Below are 19,699 nucleotides of genomic sequence, written 5' to 3' on the forward strand. Positions count from 1 at the left end.
GCTCCAAATGCCTTTTGACAGACCCTTCCATGTATAGCCTGGAGAATCTGCGTCTCTTCAGAGCGCAGAGTGTCAAGATATTGGGATTGACTTGTACAATTAACGTGAGTTAAACCAGCGTTGTGCATTTAATCCCTATGGCTAGAACAGAATCAACCATGTTGGCGTTAGGGACTCTAGCGCCCAGCTTTCAACTCCCAGATGTAGTTTCTGAAGAAATTATTTCTGTAGAGACTTTTGCCCAGAAAAAAGCCCTGTTGGTGATGTTTATTTGTAAACATTGCCCCTTTGTGAAGCACATTCAAAGCCAATTGTCAAGCCTAGGGCAAGATTATCAGAATACGGACTTAGGAATCGTCGCGATCAGTTCTAATGATATCGTCAAACATCCGGATGATTCTCCTGAACAATTAAAACAGATGGCTTTAGAATTAGGGTTTACCTTTCCCGTTTGCTACGAAGAAAGCCAGGAAGTAGCCAAAAGTTATACTGCCGCTTGCACACCAGATTTTTTCTTGTTTGATAGCGATCGCCGCCTCGTTTACCGAGGTCAACTCGATGACTCTCGCCCCAGCACAAATATTCCGGTAACCGGTACAGATTTGAGGAAAGCGATCGATGCAACTTTAGCTGGACAACCTGTAGCTCCAGAACAAAGACCGAGTCTTGGTTGTAATATTAAGTGGAAACCAGGTAATGAACCCTCTTACTATGGTTAAGCTGATCGCCAACGGGGAGACATGGAGGTAAGGAGATGGGGAGACCTGGAGGAAACCTATTAGCCATTAGCCATTACCGATTACCCATCACCAAACCTTTGAGAATTCTGGAAAACCGTTTAACCCAACTGTTTCTCTTAGCCATCTCCATGATGAGCTTTAGTGCGATCGGTTTAACCCTGGGAAGCGCCTTATTTTTACAACATGCGGGGGCATCTTCTTTGCCCCGATCCTATATGCTGATGGGTGTCGTTTCGATCCCAGTATATCTAGGCTTATCGCAAATTGTCGATCGCACCCATCGCCCCCGATTATTTCAGTATTTTCTCATCCTTGCCCTGGCATTAGCCCTATCCCTACGTCTGCTCATCGTCTTCGATCGTCCCTGGGTTTACTTCGTTCTTTATATCAGCTTTTATATCCAATGGACTTTAGTCACCGAAGTTCTCTTTCCCAGCTTAGTAACCGATTACTTCACGACTTTAGACTGGAAACGATATGCCCCCTCCCTAAGAATGGCAACCGCTTTAGGAGGCTTATTAGGGGGAGGATTAATCAGTATTCTCTCGCAAAAAGTTGTACCAGAAAATCTGATCTTAATTCTGCCCCTCTTTTATGCGCTCGTCTTTATTCAACTGCTCTATCTCGACCATACCCAAACTCCGATAAAATCCTCACCTTCGCCTAATCAAGTCCAGTCTTCAACTCCCATTTCCCGGTTAGAAACCCTAAAAAAATATCCCATCATTGGCTTCTTAGCCACCAGTACTTTTTTAACCATTCTTTTGTATACGATTGGCGAATTCCTCTACTTTAGTATCTACGCCGAGAACTTTACCAGCGATCGCCAACTCACTGGGTTTTTAGGAACGATGCGGATGATTAACAGCATCATTCCTTTTATTATCCTCTACCCCCTCACCCAACCCCTACTCAATCGGATTGGAGTAATGGGGATGAACCTGCTTTATCCCGTCACCACCTTCCTCAGCTTTCTGGGATTAGGTACTCAAGGGAATTTAATCAGTGCCATGGCGTGTAATTTTAACACCAATGGCATTGAAGATAGCATTAATCAACCCATTCAAAGCTTGAACTATAACGCGGTTCCCTATGATTTAGTCGGCCGCATTCGCACCATTAGCAATGGCTTATTTTATTCCCTGGGTCTAGCGATGGCGGGTATTTTACTATGGGGATTGGATCAATTCAGCCAGTTACAAATTGCCGAACTAGGTCTGGGATTAAGCCTCCTATTTCTGCTAGTTCGCTATGCTATGGGCAAAAGCTATCTACAATCCTTGCTGAGTTTATTGCGATCGGGTTCCACCCAATGGCATGAGGTAGGAGTGGGATTACCAAAATTACCAGAACACTGCGAAACAGAAGTCATTGAACTACTCAAGAGCAAAGAGATCCAAAATCAAATCTTAGGTCTTTCCCTTGCCTCCTGCCTCAAACGACCCCAACAATTCTTGCCCTACATTCAACCCCTCTTTCTTCTTCATCACCGAGATCTTCATCCCCACCTAATTCAATTTTTCCAAAGCTGTCCTCATCCTCAGATGTTCAAATTTCTAGAGCATTTCCTGCAAAGCGAGGATCAAAGCCTACGCTTGTTAGCCCTAGAAGCGATTATTGCTAGTAAATACCGACTCCCTAACGAACAATTAGAAAAGCTCCACAAAAACCCCAATCTTCAACAAGAAGCTCTCTTGTGTGTTGCGTCTATTGAAGCCCGAAGTAAAAACCCGAAAATTCAGGAGAGCTGCAACCTCTTTTGGAATACTCCCCTAGATGAAACGACTAAACTGACCCTTATTCGAGCCATTCGCAGCACTAAAAATCGTCAATTTATTCCCTACCTGCAAAGGCTTTTGAAAGATGCTTCCTTAGAAGTCAGTCGTCAAGGATTGGATGTTTTAGCTCTACTGGCTCGCCCTGGAGAACAGGAGGTCGGGAAGTTAGCAGCGAGTCAATTAGCCAATGTCGATCCGTTATCTAGGGCAATTGCTTTTAAAGTTATGGGAGTGGTCAAAAGTCCCAGTTTGCTCCTTGATGTGGCGATGGGGCTACAACATTCGAGTTTAGCCGTACGATTATGGGCTGCTACTGCATTAGCCAATTATGGAGAAGCTAGCTTAAAGGTGGCTCGTGTCTATTTGTATTCCCCTCGCTATGAGGTGGTGGAAATGGCGATCGCCACTATAGCCAAAGTCGGAACTCGCCGCGCCATTAACCTCCTCTATGATTTTCTCAAACCGGATTGTAAAGGAGTTGCCCAAACCCCATCCTGGATTAAGAGTATTCGACCCCATGCCCCCTATGCTCCTTTCCTGAAAACAATCCTTCAAGATTATCAAAAACGGGTCATTCAGCGTGTCTTTTATATCTTATCGGTACTCGATAACCAGAACATAATTAAACAGATTCAACCTCTCCTCACAAGTACCGATCCTCGTCTGCGAGCCAATGCTCTAGAAACGCTGATGTCAGTTAAACATCAACGATTTATCCGTCCTATCCTGCCTCTTTTAGAAGAGGAGCAACCCTTCGTTTCTACCCCATCTTTATCGGAATCAGAATTAATTTACCAGTTGAGTGAACAGAGCGATCGCTGGTTACGCCTTGGTGCTTTATTGATGCTCTCAGAACTTCGACTACACTCGACCACCAACCCCTATCTAATTCCCTGCCACTTACAAGAAGATCCACACCCCTTGGTTCGTAGAATCGCCCAATCCCTCGCCACTAGACAACAAGAAGAAATTCCCCAACAGGACTGGTTCTTAAAACAACTCTTTTTCCTTAAAAGTACAGCCTTATTCCATATCCTTTCCCTGGATGAATTGGAAGAACTCAACCCTCTCTTTTATCCCGCACATTTACCCGCTCATGCCACCCTTTACGCGGGTGACCCCCATCAAGCGAAACTCTATCTCATTGCCGAAGGTCAGGTTACTTTATATTCCCATCCCAAACCTTTAGAAAGCCAGACCTTAACCCTGAGTGCTGGGCAATATTTTGGCGAAATAGCTGCCTTGGAAAATATTTGGTATAAAATTGTTACTCAAACCCATTGCACATTTTTAACCCTATCGAGCAAACAGTTTGAGATCCTCATCGATCGCTGTCCTCGCCTTCTCTGGTGTCTCTCTCAACCGCAGACGAGTTATAGCGATTGGCGCTAGGGAATAGAATAGAGCGCTTCGTGCTATATTACGTGGGCTAAGAATTCTACAATTCCCCTATCATCAAATTCATTGGCAAGGGCAAGGATGCGATCGCAGAACACCCCATATTTACTATCCTTACCCCGCAGTCGTTCTACTTCTTCCTCAACACCAGTAATGTCACTCTCTTGAGCCAACTCTTTTAAGTCCGTTAATTGTTCCCTAGGGGGATAAATGAGTTCAGAAGTGGCTGCTTCTGATGGAGTCATCGAAGTTTCATAAATCCACTCTAATTCGAGTAACTTCTGAATCCGACCCAATAGTTGCTTCATGTCCACAGGCTTGGGCACAAAATCATTACAACCGGCAATGATGCTGCGCTCTTTATCGTTTTCGAGTAGGCTGGCTGAAGAGACAACAATCGTCACCTCTGAGTCTTGTTGGCGAATGCGACAAGCCAGTTCAAAGCCATCGAGCTTAGGCATGATCAAATCTGTGATGATTAAATCCGGCTGAAATTTCTGATACTCTTCAATACCTTGCTCCCCATCTTCAGCTTCTGCTACCACAAAGCCCATAATTTCTAGCGCTTCACGGACAACCATACGATTGATACTTTTATCGTCCACAATTAGAACCTTGCGCTGCTGGCCGTTATAACCCACAATCTTACCCTTGACGGCAACACTGAGTTCTTCTGGCCAATCTTGAACCAGAGGAAGGTTGACCTCGAACCAGAAACAGCTCCCTTTATCCAACTCGCTACTCACTTGAATTTCACCTCTCATCATCTCCACAATTTGATGGCTGATTGCTAGACCCAAACCTGTCCCTTCTGATTTTTGCTGCCGATCCCCCACTTGCTCAAAGGGCAAGAAGATTTTCTCTATATGCTCAGGAGTCATACCGATACCGGTATCTTTTACGGTGAAGCGTATCGGCATAACCGTTGTATCTAACTCTGGACTGATTTGGGGTAAATCCATCGGTTCAACTGTCAATGTCACCTTACCCTGATGGGTGAATTTGATCGAGTTACTCAGTAGATTTAAGAGAACTTGGCGTAATCGTTTGGGGTCTATATAAACGCCTTCCGGTAACTGGGAAGGGATAATCAGTTGAAACTCTAGACTTTTCTGGTCTGCTTTAATGCAGATAACTTCTGCAACACTCTGTAAAAATAACGAAAAATTTACAGTTTCAGGGAGCAGTTCTAGCTTGCGAGCCTCAATTTTGGCTAAGTCCAAGACATCGTTAATCAGGGTTAACAGATGAGTTCCTGCTTGACGAATCACATCAACACCTTTGCGATCCTTCTGACTCAGTTCATTACTCATCTGTAAGATCTGGGCATAGCCCAAGATACCATTGAGCGGAGTACGTAACTCATGACTCATGTTTGCCAAAAATTCGCTTTTGGCTTGGTTGGCACTGTCAGACATTCGTTTAGCTTCTGCAAGAGCTTCTTCAACTTGCTTGCGCTCGCTAATATCGGTAATAAAGCCTTCGATAAAGGTGATTTTACCTTCTTCTGTATACACGCCAGTTCCTTGTTCCCAAAACCATTTGAGTTCTCCGGTTGCCGTAATGCAGCGATAGACGAGTTGGAAGGGTTTGTGCTGCTCTATTGCTGCTTCCATTGTACTTTCGACGAGCGGGCGATCTCTCGGATCAATGAGGTCACTATAGGCGATCGTACGGTTGTCAATTAGGTCTTCGGAGGAATAACCCGTGAGGTCGTAACCTCCCTGACTGACAAATTTCATCGTCCAATATTCATCGTGGAGACAACGGTATGCCATCCCTGGTAAATTACTCATCAGGGTCCTTAGAACCCGTTGATTTTCTTGCAAGTCTTGAGTCCGTTCTTCCACTCGCTGTTCTAAGGTGGAAAAAGATTCTTTTAACTGCCCTGCCATTTGATTAAATGTCGATGCCAGCCGTCCAACTTCATTTTTGGTTATTACGGGTGCAGTTTGGTTTAAATCTCCTGCTGCTAGAGATTCTGCGGCTTGACAGATCGCTACAATCGGACGGACAATTTCTCGAGAGAGCAAATAGACTCCCACTAACAAGACTCCAGTAGAACACAAGCCAATCAGAACGATATTACGTGCCAGTTGTCTGGCTGGAGTAAAGGCTTCGGCTTGAGAAATTTCTGCCAGCAATGCTAATTCTTGGTTGGGAAGCCAACGATAAACTCCGACTACGGGAATGTCTGCGTAATTTTTGTAGAGTCCAAAGCCATTTTGACCCTCGATCGCGAGATCGATTCCCACACTGCTAATTTGGGCTTGGGATTGTAGATTTTCCTTGCCCTCTATGGAGATAAAGATCGCCCCTTGTCTGCTGTTACCGACTAGATAAGTTTCTGCGGTTTCGCCCAACCCTGTATTATTGCGAATCAGAGTATCGATATCTGCTAGGTCTAGATCGACGGCGATCGCGCCCATTTGGATGTTTGCGTCATCAACAATGGGAGTGGCAAACGTAATCGCCGATTGACCCGTCATCGGAGAAATGTAGAAGTAAGGAGAGATCGCATCAGCCGTCTCGGATGTAAAAAAGGTGGTTGGTGCAGCATTGGGTCGATATCTGCCTTTGATTTCTGGATGTTGGGCATCAAATATAACAGTGCTGCCGGTATCTGTGATGCGGATATTGTGTAAATTCGACTTGATAGTTGTCCAGTCATCAATATAGCGTCTGAGTGCTTGCTCCGTTTCTTGATAAGTGGCTTCTGATTCGTCAGTCATCAGCAAAGTTGCTACTGCTTCTTGAACGGGAGGTTGTTGACTCACTAAAAGAATATCTTGGATCTGATGGTCTACCCACCCATCAAGTTGGGTACTTTTTAAGGCGATGGTGGCGCTTAGGCGATCGACCACCTCTTTCATCAGAGCGCACCTAGCTTGATAGTAAGCAGAAAAAGCCACAACGCCGATAACGATCGCCGATAACAGAGAAAAATAGCTGGTTAATTGAACTAAAAGACTTTTTCTAATGGGAAATGTCACGATGTTTTCTCCCGATCTTAATAGTGGTTGATAATATCCTGAATTTGAGCGATCGCATCATCTGCGGCCTCTTCTGGAGAGACCCCTTCTTGAATGACCCTCTCTAAAGCTGTAGTGAATATCTTCTTCTTACTAATTTTTGCGTAGGCTGGATTTAGGATAGTTGGATAAGCCTGAATGTTCTCGGCAGACAGGCTTTCTACAGCGGCCAAGTGAGGGTCAGCCTTCTGCCACAACGAGGTATGCAAAAGTTCTGGCATGGGAGGCAAAAATCGTCCTTTCTCCTGTTCGATCAAGAGTTGGAGATTTTCGGGTTGTAGTAAATAAGCTAAAAATTGTTTGGCGGCTTCTGGGCGTTTAGCATTGGCAGGTACAAAACTATAAACCAGAAAAGATTGTCCGATAAAAATTTTTAAAGGACTGCCCTTGACCGTATTGGGCCAACTCGACATCGTAACAATTTCGTTCATGTAGCGATTTCTCACTTTCTGGGTGTAAGGATTATCAGCCTGTTTCTGAGTGACAGGAATGGATAGTGTACCATTGGTTACTAATAAACATTGGCGATCGAGAAAGTAAAAATTATTATCGGCATTTGTCCACTCCATCGATTCCGGGGGAATATATCCCTCTCGATGTAAAATATATAACTGTGAGAGGGCGTTAATTAATGCTTGACGATTCTCTGGGAGATCGAGTACAAACCTCCCCTCACGATCGAAGATATTGCCATTATGACCGTGAAGAAACTGTAAAAAGGCCTCAGTCCCATCACTTGCCTCTTTATTGAGGGTTATACAAAAACTGCTAATCTCTTTCTCTCCTAACTGGTGGAGGCGATCGCGCACATCTTGCCAAAATTGCCAAAAACCGTGCCAATCTTGAGGAATATCGCTGTCTGTAAGTCCAAGGCGATTGAGATAGGGTTTCCAATAGTGAATATTATGAGTCCCTATCCCCATAGGAATGGCATAAAAGCTGCGATCGCCTAGGGTACTGTTTAGATAATTAACGGCATCTAAAGCGCCCGGATAGAATGAATCTGCGATCGGTTCAATCACATCAGAAACATCGGCTAACTTTCCTTCCCAAGCTAACTGGGGAACGATCTCATAGAGATCGACAATGGTAATAATATCTGGAGCATTGCCTTGTGCGATATTTCTATACAACCCTGGCGCGAAAGAACTTTCAAGTTGTTCGTAAATAGCTTCAGATTTTAATTTTAAAGTCGTTTTAATCCCAGATTTTTTTTCCCACTCCTGGACTAGCCCAGCAATCTCTTCATTTCCTTGACTGACAAAGGATTGCTGCCACCAAATAACCAATGAATCGTCTTCACTAGGTGAGGAATCATCCTCCGTATCTACGATAGCAGGATCGCGTTGAGACTCAACTGGGGACATAGAGCAACTCACCAGAAATGTTGCTATTCCAGAAAGAAAGCATAACAGAAGAATAGATCGGATTTTCATAAGAGATACAGCGCTTTGCGCTCTGATGGGGAGTAAACAACATAATTAATGGAGCTTTTGGCTGTTCTAGCTATCGTTAAAAACAGTCATTTATGTACCTCATAGCAGAGAAAAGTGCTGTATCTCTTAGATAGAAAGACTTGGATTAACACGAAATTATGAATTATGGACTACAGTCGAGATGAATTCCAAGATTCCTGTATCGTCGAACTCATAGGTAAAGGCAAGGATGCGATCGCAGAACACCCCATATTTCTCATCCAAACCACGCAGTCGCTCTACTTCTTCTTCTACACCGCTAATGTCTCCGACTTGGGCGAACTCTTTTAAGGCGGTTAATTCTTCCCTAGGGGGATACATGAGTTCGGACACTGTCGTCTCGGAGGTGGCGATCGCCTTTTCGCAAATCCAGTCTAATTCCAGTAACTTCTGAATTCGACTCAACAATTGCTCGATCTGCAACGGTTTGGGTATAAAATCATTACAACCCGACACGATACTGCGGTCTTGATCGTGTTCGAGCCTACTGGCTGACGAAGCAATAATCCTTACCTCTGAGTCTTCTTCTCGAATTCGACGAGCCAGTTCAAAACCATCGAGTTTTGGCATTACCAAATCAGTGATAATTAAATCCGGTTGGAATTGCTGATATTGCTTAATGCCTTGCTGGCCATTTTCCGCTTCCGCCACCAGAAATCCTAACGGTTCCAGCACTTCTTTGACCACCATACGATTCACAATTTTATCATCCACAATCAGAACTTTGCACCGCCGGCCGTCATAGCCAATAATCTTGCCCTCAGCTCCAACGGTTAGTTCTTCTTTCCAATCTTCCACGAGGGGAAGGTTGACCTCAAACCAGAAACGGCTGCCTTTACCCAACTCGCTACTGACTTGAATGTTTCCCCCCATCATTTCCACAATTTGACGACTAATGGCCAGACCTAACCCGGTTCCTTCCGCTTTTTGCTTCTGTTCCCCCACTTGCTCAAAAGGCAAGAAGATGTTCTCGACTTGCTCTGGGGTCATACCGACACCCGTGTCTAATACAGTGAAGCGTATGGACACAATGGTTGCATCTAACTGTAGACTTGGTTGAGGTAAACCCATGACCTCAACGGTTAACATTACCTCACCTTGGTGAGTGAACTTGATGGAGTTGCCTAATAGATTTAAGAGAACTTGGCGTAACCGTTTGGAATCAACATAAACCGCTTCTGGCAACTGAGGAGGGGTAATGGTTTGAAACTCTAAACCTTTCTCTTGAGCTTTAATACCAATTACTTCGGCTACTCCAGTGATAAATGAGGGGAAGTTCACCGTCTGGGGGATTAATTCTAATTTACGGGCTTCGATTTTGGCTAAGTCCAAGACATCGTTAATTAAGGTCAACAGGTGAGTACCTGCTTGGTAAATGACCTCAACTCCTTTGCGATCTTCTTGACTCATTGCATTGCTACGCTGCAAAATCTGGGCATAACCCAGGATGCCGTTTAGGGGGGTGCGTAGCTCATGACTCATGTTGGCGAGGAATTCACTTTTGGCTTGGTTAGCCAGATCTGCGGCTTCCCTTGCCTGTCGGACTTCTGCCTCGATCGCTTTCCGTTCTGTAATATCTGTAGCCACGCCAAGTAAATAGGGCGGTTGATTCTCAGCTAGAATCAGAGGCGTTTTGATGGAGTGAAAGCATCGGACTTGACGATTAGCTTGGGTGACTGATTCTTCAACCACTTGTTGTTGACCATGGCTCAAAACCCAGCGATCAATTTTTTGAAATCGTTCTATTTCTTCAGGAATGAGTACGCCAAATTCTGCATCAGTTTTACCCACGAGATTTTCAACGGTGGTCTGATAGATTTCAGCCAGGGCTTGATTACCCAAAATAAAACGCCCTTCGGTATCTTTGACAAAGATGATATTGGGCGTAGTATCGATAACTTTGCGTAGGAAAGTTTTTTGCTCTTCAAGTTGGGCCGATCGCTTGGCAACTTCTTGTTCTAACGTGAGGGAATAGGCTCGAAGTTGACGTACTTTATAGCGATTCAAGATCGTGTAATTCAAAACGATCAATAAGCCACCTGTACCGAGCCAAATCACTAGAATCTGGAGACTGATGGCGTGTCGGAGTTCAACGATCTTAGCTAAAAAATAGTCCTGTTGAGTTAGCACATGGATCTGCCAGCCTAAATTGGGAATAGTGATGCTAGAGGTGGGGATAAAGTCCCGATAGTGAGTTTGGTGGAACGCATCGAGTTCTGCACCAGACACCTCCAAAATTGTTTGAATCCCAGGATTTTTGGCTTTGGCTGCTGCCAGGAGCTTCTGGTGATTGGGGTGAACAAAAACGTTACCGGAGGATGTGGTGAGGTAAACCATGTCTTCAGGCTGGGTGTTGAGTCTGGCAATTTGCTCTTGCAAGAGGGGGAGGGTGATATCCACTGAGGCTACCCCTGCGACTTTAGGCGAATTGGGTTGAGTGAAGCTTTGGCCGAGAGTGATATAAATGAGATCTGTATCAAAATACGGCTCGATAAATTGGGGCTGTCCCAGATTCTTTTTGGCTAACAGATACCAATGTTGAGCATGGAAATTGTAGTCGGGGGCTTGCCATTCATCGGTGAGAATCAAGCGATCGCGCTGCTTTAGATCTCGATGTATATAAGGGCCAAAATGACGCACATCTGGCTCAAACTCTCCTGGCTCAAACCAAACTCCAATGCCATAAATCAGTTGGGGATCGGTAGATTCCAGAAGATCACGAAGACGCTCTGCTACCTGAGTGCGATCGCCCCGTAGGGGGCCGACTATATTAACTACCGTATTGACGATTTGGTAGGATATCGCCACCTGTTGGTTCATCTGACTGACAAATTGCTCGGCGATCGCCTCCCGTTGGTCTTGGGCTTGACGGTGGAGTTCCGGAACCCGCAGGCGATAAAACAACACCAAAACACTGGTCAGCAAGAGAGGGGGGACAAGGCAAGCTAGATTCAGCAACCAGGGGATAATATTTGAGGTTCGCATTTTACCAGGAAAATTGGGTTTGGAGCAACGCCCTTCCAGGGTGGCTTTTATGTTACGATTATAGATTTAGAAAGAAAGATCAACCACTGATTACTGATGCGATCCTCTTCTTTCCACGGATGATAAACATCAATGATTGCGTCCAGGCTAAAGCCTATTCAATTCTTAATTATTTAATGGTTCATTATTGCAGTATTGATTGAAAAGATCTCATTTTTTTCTCCTTCAATCAACAGAGTGTACGGCATGGTGGGATTAGCGACAACTAGGGCAGCATGAATAGACCGATCGAAGTTTTCTTGTTGCGATTTATATTGGTCTATGACCCATGACCTATGATCCAATCAACGAATAGGGGCAAGTGTTGTCACTTGCCCCTACCAGTGAGAAGTTCAAAATGAACCGTTACACATTCTTCTCACTTAAATCACGAGCTATGTGATCAAAGGGTTGATCCACAAAACTGGTATCAGCCACACCCGCTTCTGCCACTTGTGCTTTGACAATCTCCTTCATAATTTGAATGCCGCGAACCGTGGGGCCGATGGGAACCTCTAGAGAATTATAGACTTCCCGCAAGCCTTGTAGGACCCGCTCGTCTAGAACATCGGTATTTCCAGAAACCAGAGCATAACTGGCATAGCGGAGATAATAATCCATATCTCGCAGACAAGCCGCATAGCGACGAGTCGTATAAGCATTTCCACTAGGACGGATTAATTCAGGTAGTTCCTCAAATAATTGGGAACCTGCTTGCTTGACAATACTAGCAGCATTACCCGTAATCACATTAGCCGCCTGAATCCGAGCCAGACCGCTGTCAAAATAGGATTTGATTTGGTCTAGGGCATTGCGGTCTAGATACTGACCTGTAATATCGTAATTTGAAATTAAGCTTGTGACTGCATCCCGCATTTGTATTTACTCTCCCAACACAGCGTATTCGTTATTAAAGGGGATTAATGCATAATATCCATTTTGGAGTTTACTATAAAACGCATCCCCATTTCAGCCTCAAGTTTAGAGGACATCCTCTCAGAGCGATCGCCACAGTCATCAGAATTGTTAAGACATTGCTAAAAAAACCGCCATGCTGGATCAAATATTTTAGTAATGAGCTATACAAAACTGACTGACACCTATTCCCTAGGATGGATGAGCTAGAAAACTGGGACAGCGATCGCCAAGGCAAAGGATTGATGCAACCAACGTCTGGCCAGTCACTGTTCCAGACCTAACTGGTTGTCAATTTTCCTCTTCAGGTCGCGGAAAACGAAGGTCTCAAAGCTAAGGAACCTCACGCTCTGAACCTCAAGACTGACTCAATACCAACTCATAAGGAGTAATCCATGTTCCAAACCTCAGCAGAATTCTTGAAATACGTTCAAGATGAAAAGATCCAGATGATCGACCTGAAATTTGTCGATATGCCTGGAATCTGGCAGCATTTAACCCTGTATCAAGATCAAATCGACGAAAGCAGTTTCACCGATGGCGTACCCTTCGATGGTTCTAGTATTCGCGGTTGGAAAGCCATTAATGAATCTGATATGAGCATGGTTCTCGATCCAACTACCGCTTGGATTGACCCATTTATGGCTGAACCGACGTTAAGCGTCATCTGTAGTATTAAAGAACCTCGGACGGGGGAATGGTATAGCCGAGATCCTCGTTCCATTGCCCAAAAAGCGATCGACTACCTTCAAGCAACCGGTCTCGGCGATACAGCCTATTTTGGTCCGGAAGCAGAATTCTTTGTCTTTGATGATGTTCGCTTCGACCAAACCCAAAGTGCTGGATATTACTATGTCGATTCCATTGAAGGCCGCTGGAACTCCGGACGCGAAGAACCCGGTGGTAACCTGGCCTACAAACCCCGCTACAAGGAAGGCTATTTCCCCGTTGCTCCCACCGATACCATGCAGGATATGCGGACGGAGATGTTACTGACCATGATGAAATGCGGAGTACCGATTGAAAAACATCACCACGAAGTAGCCACAGGGGGACAAAATGAACTCGGTTTCCGTTTTGGCAAACTGATTGAAGCGGCTGACAATTTGATGACCTATAAATATGTGATCAAAAATGTCGGTAAACGCTACGGTAAAACCGTGACCTTTATGCCCAAACCAGTCTTTAATGATAACGGTTCTGGGATGCATACCCACCAATCCATTTGGAAAGATGGCCAGCCCCTATTCTGGGGAGATGGCTACGCGAATTTGAGTGAAATGGCTCTCCATTATATTGGTGGTATCCTCAAGCACGCTCCTGCCTTATTGGCATTTACCAATCCTTCTACCAATTCCTATAAGCGTCTGGTTCCTGGATTTGAAGCTCCAGTGAACTTGGCCTATTCTCAAGGAAACCGTTCAGCCTCTATCCGCATTCCCTTAACCGGAACCAATCCGAAAGCCAAACGCCTAGAGTTCCGCTGTCCCGATGCCACTTGTAATCCTTATTTGGCTTTTGCTGCCATGCTTTGTGCTGGGATTGATGGTATTCAAAACAAAATCGATCCTGGTGAATCTTTAGATGTGGATATCTACGATCTCTCCCCTGAAGAATTGGCCAAGGTTCCTTCAACTCCCGGTTCTTTACTCGATGCGCTCAAAGCTCTAGAAGCCGATCATGAGTTCTTAACGACTGGCGGGGTATTTACGGAAGACTTCGTGACCAATTGGATTGAGTATAAGCTCGATAATGAGGTTAATCCCATGCGTTTGCGTCCTCATCCCTATGAATTTGCCCTGTACTATGATGTCTAGAAGAGGCGATGATTTTTCCTCTGATAGTTTTTTAATCCATTAAGAGTGACTGCCGGTGCGATAGCCACCTACGATAGGTGGCTATTTTAGTAAAAAGAATTACACTAATTCAGGTAAACGAAGCTTCTCATATCGAATATTGATGGTGAATCCTTTAGCTGAACTGGCCTATCAAGGGTGGCAACAAACGAAGAATGCATTAAGCTTGGCTCACAAGAGTGTGGCCTATCAATTGTCTACTGTCTTGATCGATCGCCATAAGCGTTCTACACCGGCGATCGATCCACAAGTATTAAGCATTGTTCAACAGCGCTTGGACGCTCTATTAAAAGTCGATTGGGAAGAAGCAAACTCAGGAGTTTATCCCCTAGAGCTGTTGTTTGAGGAAGATTGGCCACACTTATTCTCTACTTATCCCATGATTTGGCTCGATTTACCTCTCACTTGGCAACGGAAAAATCGTCAAGAATATCAGGTATTCCCGTCAGAGGTCGATCGCTCGACTTATCCTCGGTATTATCTACAAAATTTCCATTATCAGACTGATGGCTATTTGAGCGATCGCTCCGCCGAATTGTACGATCTGCAAGTCGATATTCTCTTCAATGGAGCCGCAGATGCCATGCGGCGCAGGGTTTTAGCTCCTCTGAAGCAGTCGATCTCTGACACTCCCACTAGCTCCAAACCGGCTAAAATTCTTGATGTTGCCTGCGGTACAGGGAGAACCCTGAGATTCATTCGCCAAACCTGTCCTCAAGCCTCTTTGTATGGTATCGATCTATCCCCTATTATCTCCGCAAAGCCAACCAATTACTCTCCAAAATGCCCGGAGAACTCCCGCAACTGCTGCAAGCGAATGGAGAAGAACTTCCCTATGTAGATAATTGTTTCCACGGGATTACCAGCGTCTTTTTATTCCACGAATTGCCTCCCAAAGCGCGCCAAAAAGTGATTGATGAATGCTTCCGAGTCCTCAAACCCGGCGGAACCTTGATTATTTGTGACTCCATCCAGAAAGAAGATAGTCCTGCTATTACTCCGGTATTAAATTGGTTTTCTCAGAACTTTCATGAACCCTACTATCCAAGCTATCTGATCGATGATTTAGGCGATCGCCTGCAAAAAATCGGGTTTGAGCAGATTGCAATTAATACTCATTATCTGAGCAAATATTGGGTGGCGCACAAACCCATAGAAGATAAAAAATCTATAGCCACACCAATGAATAGCTAATCCATCATGGTAGACTATATTACTGAAGCTATTTGATGCTAGCTTTGAAGAGTGCATTATGTTTAAATTTTATTAGAGCTGATTCCCGAAGTCGCTGAAAGTGCCTAACAGCAAGAGGTTCACTAAAATAGTAATAAATTCTGACTAATACAGGCTCAAACCATTTATATAGCCTTCTGAAGATTTCCTTTAGGAATCAGCTCTTAGAAGTCGATCAGAGTAAGGGTTCGCGGCTGCGATCGCTCATAAATCCCAAGGCGATCGCACTCATGCAGGCACTAATGACTAAATAAATGACAGGAGCATAGATATTACCACTGGCATTAATCAGCCAGGTACAAACTAACAGAGAGGTTCCCCCCATAATACTCGCTCCGAGATTGAAAGACAGAGAATAGGCAGTCAAGCGAGTCTCCGTTGGGAAGATTTCCACCATCATCACGGGAGAAATCGCCAACAAGGGAACCAGGAAAACCGCCAATCCGATTTGAGCCAACCAGACTTCGTAATGATTCGGTTGCAACAACAGCCAAAATGCAGGAAAACCCAACAGTGCCACACTCAAAATTGCCAGCAATAACCAGGATTTACGCCGTAGAGTTGTATCGGATAGCCAACCGAACAGGGGAAGAATCAGGATCTGGATGGTGAGGGCAACCACATGAATGACTAAAACCCCACTGCGGGAAACATCGGTGAATTGATCCAAATAGGTCGGAATATAGACCATAATGATGTAGTAAGTAGAACTATATCCTCCAGCAAAAAACATGGCCTGAAGCATGGGAACCAAGGATTGCCTCAGATCGCTTAGTAGAGGAACTTGTCTGCCTTCCTGGTGTTCTTCAAACACTTCTGAATCGGGGAGATTACTGCGAATGTAGAGTCCAGTCAATCCCAATATACCGCCAAATAAGAACGGTAAGCGCCAGCCCCAAGTCAGTAGGTTGCTGTCAGAAAGCAGATGGGTGATCAACGCCACAATACCTAAACCCAAGAGTAAACCTATCGTAGATCCGACATTGACAAAGCTAGTGGTGAACCCGCGCCGAGTTTGGGGAGCAGTTTCTGCTACGTAGGTTACCGATCCCGTGAATTCGCCGCCTACGGATAATCCCTGAACTAATCTGAGCAGAATTAAAAAAATGGGTGCTGCAATCCCGATCTGGTTATATGTGGGTAATAATCCCAATATGAAGGTGGGGATTGCCATTAAGATCACGGAGATAAACAGTTCAGTTCGACGACTGACGCGATCGCCAATATAACCGAAAATTCCTGCTCCAAGAGGTCGCATGACGAATCCTGCGGCAAAGACTCCATAGGTTTGTAGCAGAGAGACAATCTGATTATCGTTGGGGAAAAACAGTAGGGAGATGATGGGGGCTAAATAGCCATAAAGGGCAAAGTCATACCATTCGATCACATTACCGACAACACCAGCAAGAATAATGGTTTTGATGCTTTTTTTGCTATCACTGTTCTGGTGAGCGGGCTGATCCTGGATGGCTTCAATTTTAGATAGTGGTGTCACTCGGATTTTTGGTTAACTGCTGTTAATATACTTTAGCTTAATCTTTAAAAACCGTTATTGATATACCCCATAGCAGAGGAAACGGCCGTATCTACTCGGCGATCGTGAGCGACTGGCGATCTTTCGAGCCTCATGTACCCTGTGTTACTGTGGATCTTCAAATATCTTTCAATATTTATCCCAAAATATTTCAGGGATCAGTTAATATCAACTTAAAACTAAACCTCAGATCCAATTTTCCCGATGAATAGAGTGGCAGTCTTTGGCAATACTGGTGGTGGTAAATCGACCCTCAGTAAACAGTTGGCACAAATTACTGGTTTACCTCTCATACCACTCGATCTCCTCAACTATAGACCTGGAGGTAGTGAAGTGCCCCATGCAGAGTTTAAATCTGCCCACGATCGCCTCTTGGAAGACGATCAATGGATCATTGACGGATTTGGTTCTCTGGATACGGTGTGGGAGCGGCTGGATCGGGCAGATACCTTAGTTTATCTGGATATGCCAGTTTTACTTCATTATTGGTGGGTCACGAAACGATTGATTAAAGGTCTTTGGACACCTCCCGAAGGTTGGCCGGAAAATAGTCCGTTGTTCAAAGGGACACTGAGAGCTTATTCGGTAATTGGGTTATGCCACCAACAACTGACTCCGAGATATCGAGAGTATGTCCATGGGGCGATCGCGACAAAGCAAGTTTATCATTTGCGATCGCCCCAAGAGGTGAAGCAGTTCTGGCAAACGGTTAATGCGGAATTGAAAAAAGCTTAAAGGCTATGGACTATTCAATTTGTACCGATCGAGCAAAGCTTGATATTAAGGTGATTCATGACTTTCTTTGTAACCGCTCTTACTGGGCTAAAGGCCGTAGTTTAGAAGAGGTTCAGCAGTCTATGGAAAACTCAATCTGCTGCACAGCTATAGGTTATTGAGAGTTTTTGCCTTTTTGTAGAATTTCTGGTGATGACCACGCAAGGGTCGATAAGATGGCTTTTGCGACGTTATTGAGGTCTTGAGGGTTATTGTCAAGCAGGGAGCTTATCAAGTCCGGTGTGGACTGAGCGTCTGCTGTGGACTGAGGGGAGTGGGATGAGTTGTGGATTGCGGTGTGGGCGATCGCCGCACTCAGTGCATGATGTACAATATAATCGGTTACACTTAATCCAGTTAAGGTGGCGGCTTCTTCTAGGAGTTGATAATGTTGGGATTCGAGTTGGAGCGTGATAGTGGATTCCCGGATCGAGTTGGAGTCAGACATAGGGCAGTGATTGGATTCTGTATCAACAGTCTACCTTAAATCTATACAGAGATTGAATGTTGACTCCGCATTATTTGCCAGAAATCACAAAAAAACACACGACCTAAAGCCATTGGTTGCCCCTTCGTAAACCCCTAGGACTAGACTGCTCAACTCAAGCGGTTCCGGACTGGTGTGGTTCATTTGGTTCAAAGAATCCAAACTGAAATAGCTACACCAGTCCGAGAACCGTACCGTCACGAGCAGGCTAGTGATGCATGGATGGACTGAGCGCAAGAGCGGCGATGCACCGCCCAGATTGCAAGGCTGTTTGCCAATGATTAGATCGTGTGATTTTTGGTTATGTTAATAAACGGGCATGGTGCATCCGTAATGCCAAGATATGCTCGCAAGGGCCTTTATACAGCTTGTTTTGCTGATGCCAGTTGCAAGTACATTCTGCTTTAATTATACGCTCATCTCGATCGATTGTCAAATTGGGCGCATAAGTTTTTCCTTGATCTCGAACCGTTCCTTGGAGAAGTAAAGCCCCTCCTGAATCAGTTACACTGCTGACTTGGACTTGATTTTCGCTTAAAAAACGAGTCGCTTTTTCTTCGCGCTCATTGGCAAATCGCAAACGCTCCATGGGTAGGGGTTCGCGGCTTAATTCTCGCAGGCGATAAACTTGTTTATTGAGGTCATAAATGGCGCGTCCGGCTTGGGTATAGGCTCCCAATGCTCCTAATACGGCGGTTTGACTTAATCCTAACCGTTGGGCGAGACTCGCTGGCGTTTCTGCCCAAGTTTCCCGCAGCGCATCAAAGATTATTTTTTGCGTCCATTCATCGACATCAGCGCGGGGAGCCATGAGGTCAAAATTTCCGGAACTTGACCAGTCATTGGCGGTCCATCCGGATAAGCCCAAGGTAAAGGACATATCGCCTAAATCGGCAACATAAAAAGAAGGCATTCCTGTGCCTAAAAGGTGGATGGTGAATTTTTGGGCAATGGGGATTAAGCGCTCTAAAATATGGATACGGCGACGACCCCATACGCGGATTTCTTGGCTATTATTGCCAGTATAGGGCGATCGCCAACACACCACTTCCTTATTCCAGGGATCGAAGACTACTTTAATCGGTTGTCCCGGTTCCAGAATATAGCGCAAACTACGCGGTCCTTTCCTCTCTTTGTTGCGTCGGAGAATCAGGCAAATATTGTGAATATCCATAGGATGTAAATCAAAGGTGGTTGCTGGGAGTGACATGGCAGAACTCACCTGCAAAAAGCCTCTTACCCAACTGTCGGGTAAATCGATTTTCACTTCTTTGAATGTCTCTTCGTGGGTGGTTTGCACTTCAAAGCCAGATGGATCGACTTGAAATTGGGTGGTTTTGTAGCTTCTGATTTTTTGGAATTCATCATAGAGGGCGGCAGAATAGTCAATATTCGTCGTACCGCAGGCGAATTCGTTGATATTTTGAAATACGTCATAGCTTGCCCCCAGTCT

Annotated in this window: 11 protein-coding genes and 1 pseudogene; 5 read left to right on the forward strand and 7 right to left on the reverse strand. The window is 44.9% G+C overall.

Annotation, left to right across the window (positions count from 1 at the left end):
* Positions 1 to 137 precede the first annotated feature (137 nt).
* Positions 138 to 719, forward strand: a complete 582-nt coding sequence (locus AC3A14_RS18715; protein WP_318699654.1) for a thioredoxin family protein — start codon at positions 138 to 140, stop codon at positions 717 to 719.
* 35 nt (positions 720 to 754) lie between these two features.
* Positions 755 to 3,910 (forward strand): cyclic nucleotide-binding domain-containing protein, encoded by a 3,156-nt coding sequence (locus AC3A14_RS18720; RefSeq protein ID WP_318732946.1) that lies wholly within the window; start codon positions 755 to 757, stop codon positions 3,908 to 3,910.
* Between the two features lie 23 nt (positions 3,911 to 3,933).
* Here the strand turns inward: AC3A14_RS18720 and AC3A14_RS18725 are convergent, their stop codons facing one another.
* The 4 genes from AC3A14_RS18725 to apcB form a co-directional block, all read right to left on the reverse strand.
* Entirely contained in the window at positions 3,934 to 6,909 is a 2,976-nt protein-coding gene (locus tag AC3A14_RS18725) for an ATP-binding protein (RefSeq protein ID WP_318732945.1), read from the reverse strand.
* Between the two features lie 17 nt (positions 6,910 to 6,926).
* Positions 6,927 to 8,315: a sugar ABC transporter substrate-binding protein gene (locus AC3A14_RS18730; protein ID WP_318732944.1), complete on the reverse strand. Its 1,389-nt coding sequence runs from the start codon at positions 8,313 to 8,315 to the stop codon at positions 6,927 to 6,929.
* Positions 8,316 to 8,540: 225 nt separating this feature from the next.
* On the reverse strand, positions 8,541 to 11,408 hold the full coding sequence (locus AC3A14_RS18735; RefSeq protein WP_318732943.1) for an ATP-binding protein: 2,868 nt from the start codon (positions 11,406 to 11,408) through the stop codon (positions 8,541 to 8,543).
* 405 nt (positions 11,409 to 11,813) lie between these two features.
* A complete protein-coding gene (gene apcB / locus AC3A14_RS18740) occupies positions 11,814 to 12,323 on the reverse strand; it encodes an allophycocyanin subunit beta (RefSeq protein ID WP_271944124.1) in 510 nt (169 codons plus the stop codon).
* Positions 12,324 to 12,757: 434 nt separating this feature from the next.
* Between apcB and glnA the strand changes: the two genes are divergently transcribed.
* Positions 12,758 to 14,179, forward strand: coding sequence for a type I glutamate--ammonia ligase (gene glnA, locus AC3A14_RS18745; RefSeq protein WP_318699649.1), 1,422 nt, complete (start codon positions 12,758 to 12,760; stop codon positions 14,177 to 14,179).
* A 142-nt stretch (positions 14,180 to 14,321) separates the two neighbouring features.
* A pseudogene (locus tag AC3A14_RS18750) lies at positions 14,322 to 15,412 on the forward strand (class I SAM-dependent methyltransferase).
* Between the two features lie 214 nt (positions 15,413 to 15,626).
* Here AC3A14_RS18750 and AC3A14_RS18755 read toward each other — a convergent pair.
* Entirely contained in the window at positions 15,627 to 16,946 is a 1,320-nt protein-coding gene (locus AC3A14_RS18755) for an MFS transporter (RefSeq protein ID WP_318732941.1), read from the reverse strand.
* 243 nt (positions 16,947 to 17,189) lie between these two features.
* Between AC3A14_RS18755 and AC3A14_RS18760 the strand changes: the two genes are divergently transcribed.
* Positions 17,190 to 17,720, forward strand: a complete 531-nt coding sequence (locus AC3A14_RS18760) for a P-loop NTPase family protein (protein ID WP_318732940.1) — start codon at positions 17,190 to 17,192, stop codon at positions 17,718 to 17,720.
* A gap of 154 nt (positions 17,721 to 17,874) precedes the next feature.
* Here AC3A14_RS18760 and AC3A14_RS18765 read toward each other — a convergent pair whose 3' ends face one another.
* Positions 17,875 to 18,207 carry a type II toxin -antitoxin system TacA 1-like antitoxin gene (locus AC3A14_RS18765; RefSeq protein ID WP_318732939.1) on the reverse strand — a complete coding sequence of 111 codons (333 nt, stop codon included), beginning with the start codon at positions 18,205 to 18,207 and terminating at the stop codon, positions 17,875 to 17,877.
* 340 nt (positions 18,208 to 18,547) lie between these two features.
* Positions 18,548 to 19,699, reverse strand: a 1,152-nt coding sequence (locus AC3A14_RS18770) for an SWIM zinc finger family protein (RefSeq protein WP_487779103.1), incomplete at its 5' end; no start/stop codon positions are given.

The sequence above is a fragment of the Roseofilum sp. genome, from assembly GCF_982964205.1.

Excerpts from the sequence above, each read along its gene's own strand:
- AC3A14_RS18715 (WP_318699654.1), top strand. The coding sequence starts at position 138 with ATGGCTAGAACAGAATCAACCATGTTGGCGTTAGGGACTCTAGCGCCC.
- AC3A14_RS18720 (WP_318732946.1), top strand. The coding sequence starts at position 755 with ATGGGGAGACCTGGAGGAAACCTATTAGCCATTAGCCATTACCGATTA.
- AC3A14_RS18730 (WP_318732944.1), bottom strand. The coding sequence starts at position 8,315 with ATGTCCCCAGTTGAGTCTCAACGCGATCCTGCTATCGTAGATACGGAG.
- AC3A14_RS18735 (WP_318732943.1), bottom strand. The coding sequence starts at position 11,408 with ATGCGAACCTCAAATATTATCCCCTGGTTGCTGAATCTAGCTTGCCTT.
- apcB (WP_271944124.1), bottom strand. The coding sequence starts at position 12,323 with ATGCGGGATGCAGTCACAAGCTTAATTTCAAATTACGATATTACAGGT.
- glnA (WP_318699649.1), top strand. The coding sequence starts at position 12,758 with ATGTTCCAAACCTCAGCAGAATTCTTGAAATACGTTCAAGATGAAAAG.
- AC3A14_RS18760 (WP_318732940.1), top strand. The coding sequence starts at position 17,190 with ATGAATAGAGTGGCAGTCTTTGGCAATACTGGTGGTGGTAAATCGACC.
- AC3A14_RS18765 (WP_318732939.1), bottom strand. The coding sequence starts at position 18,207 with ATGTCTGACTCCAACTCGATCCGGGAATCCACTATCACGCTCCAACTC.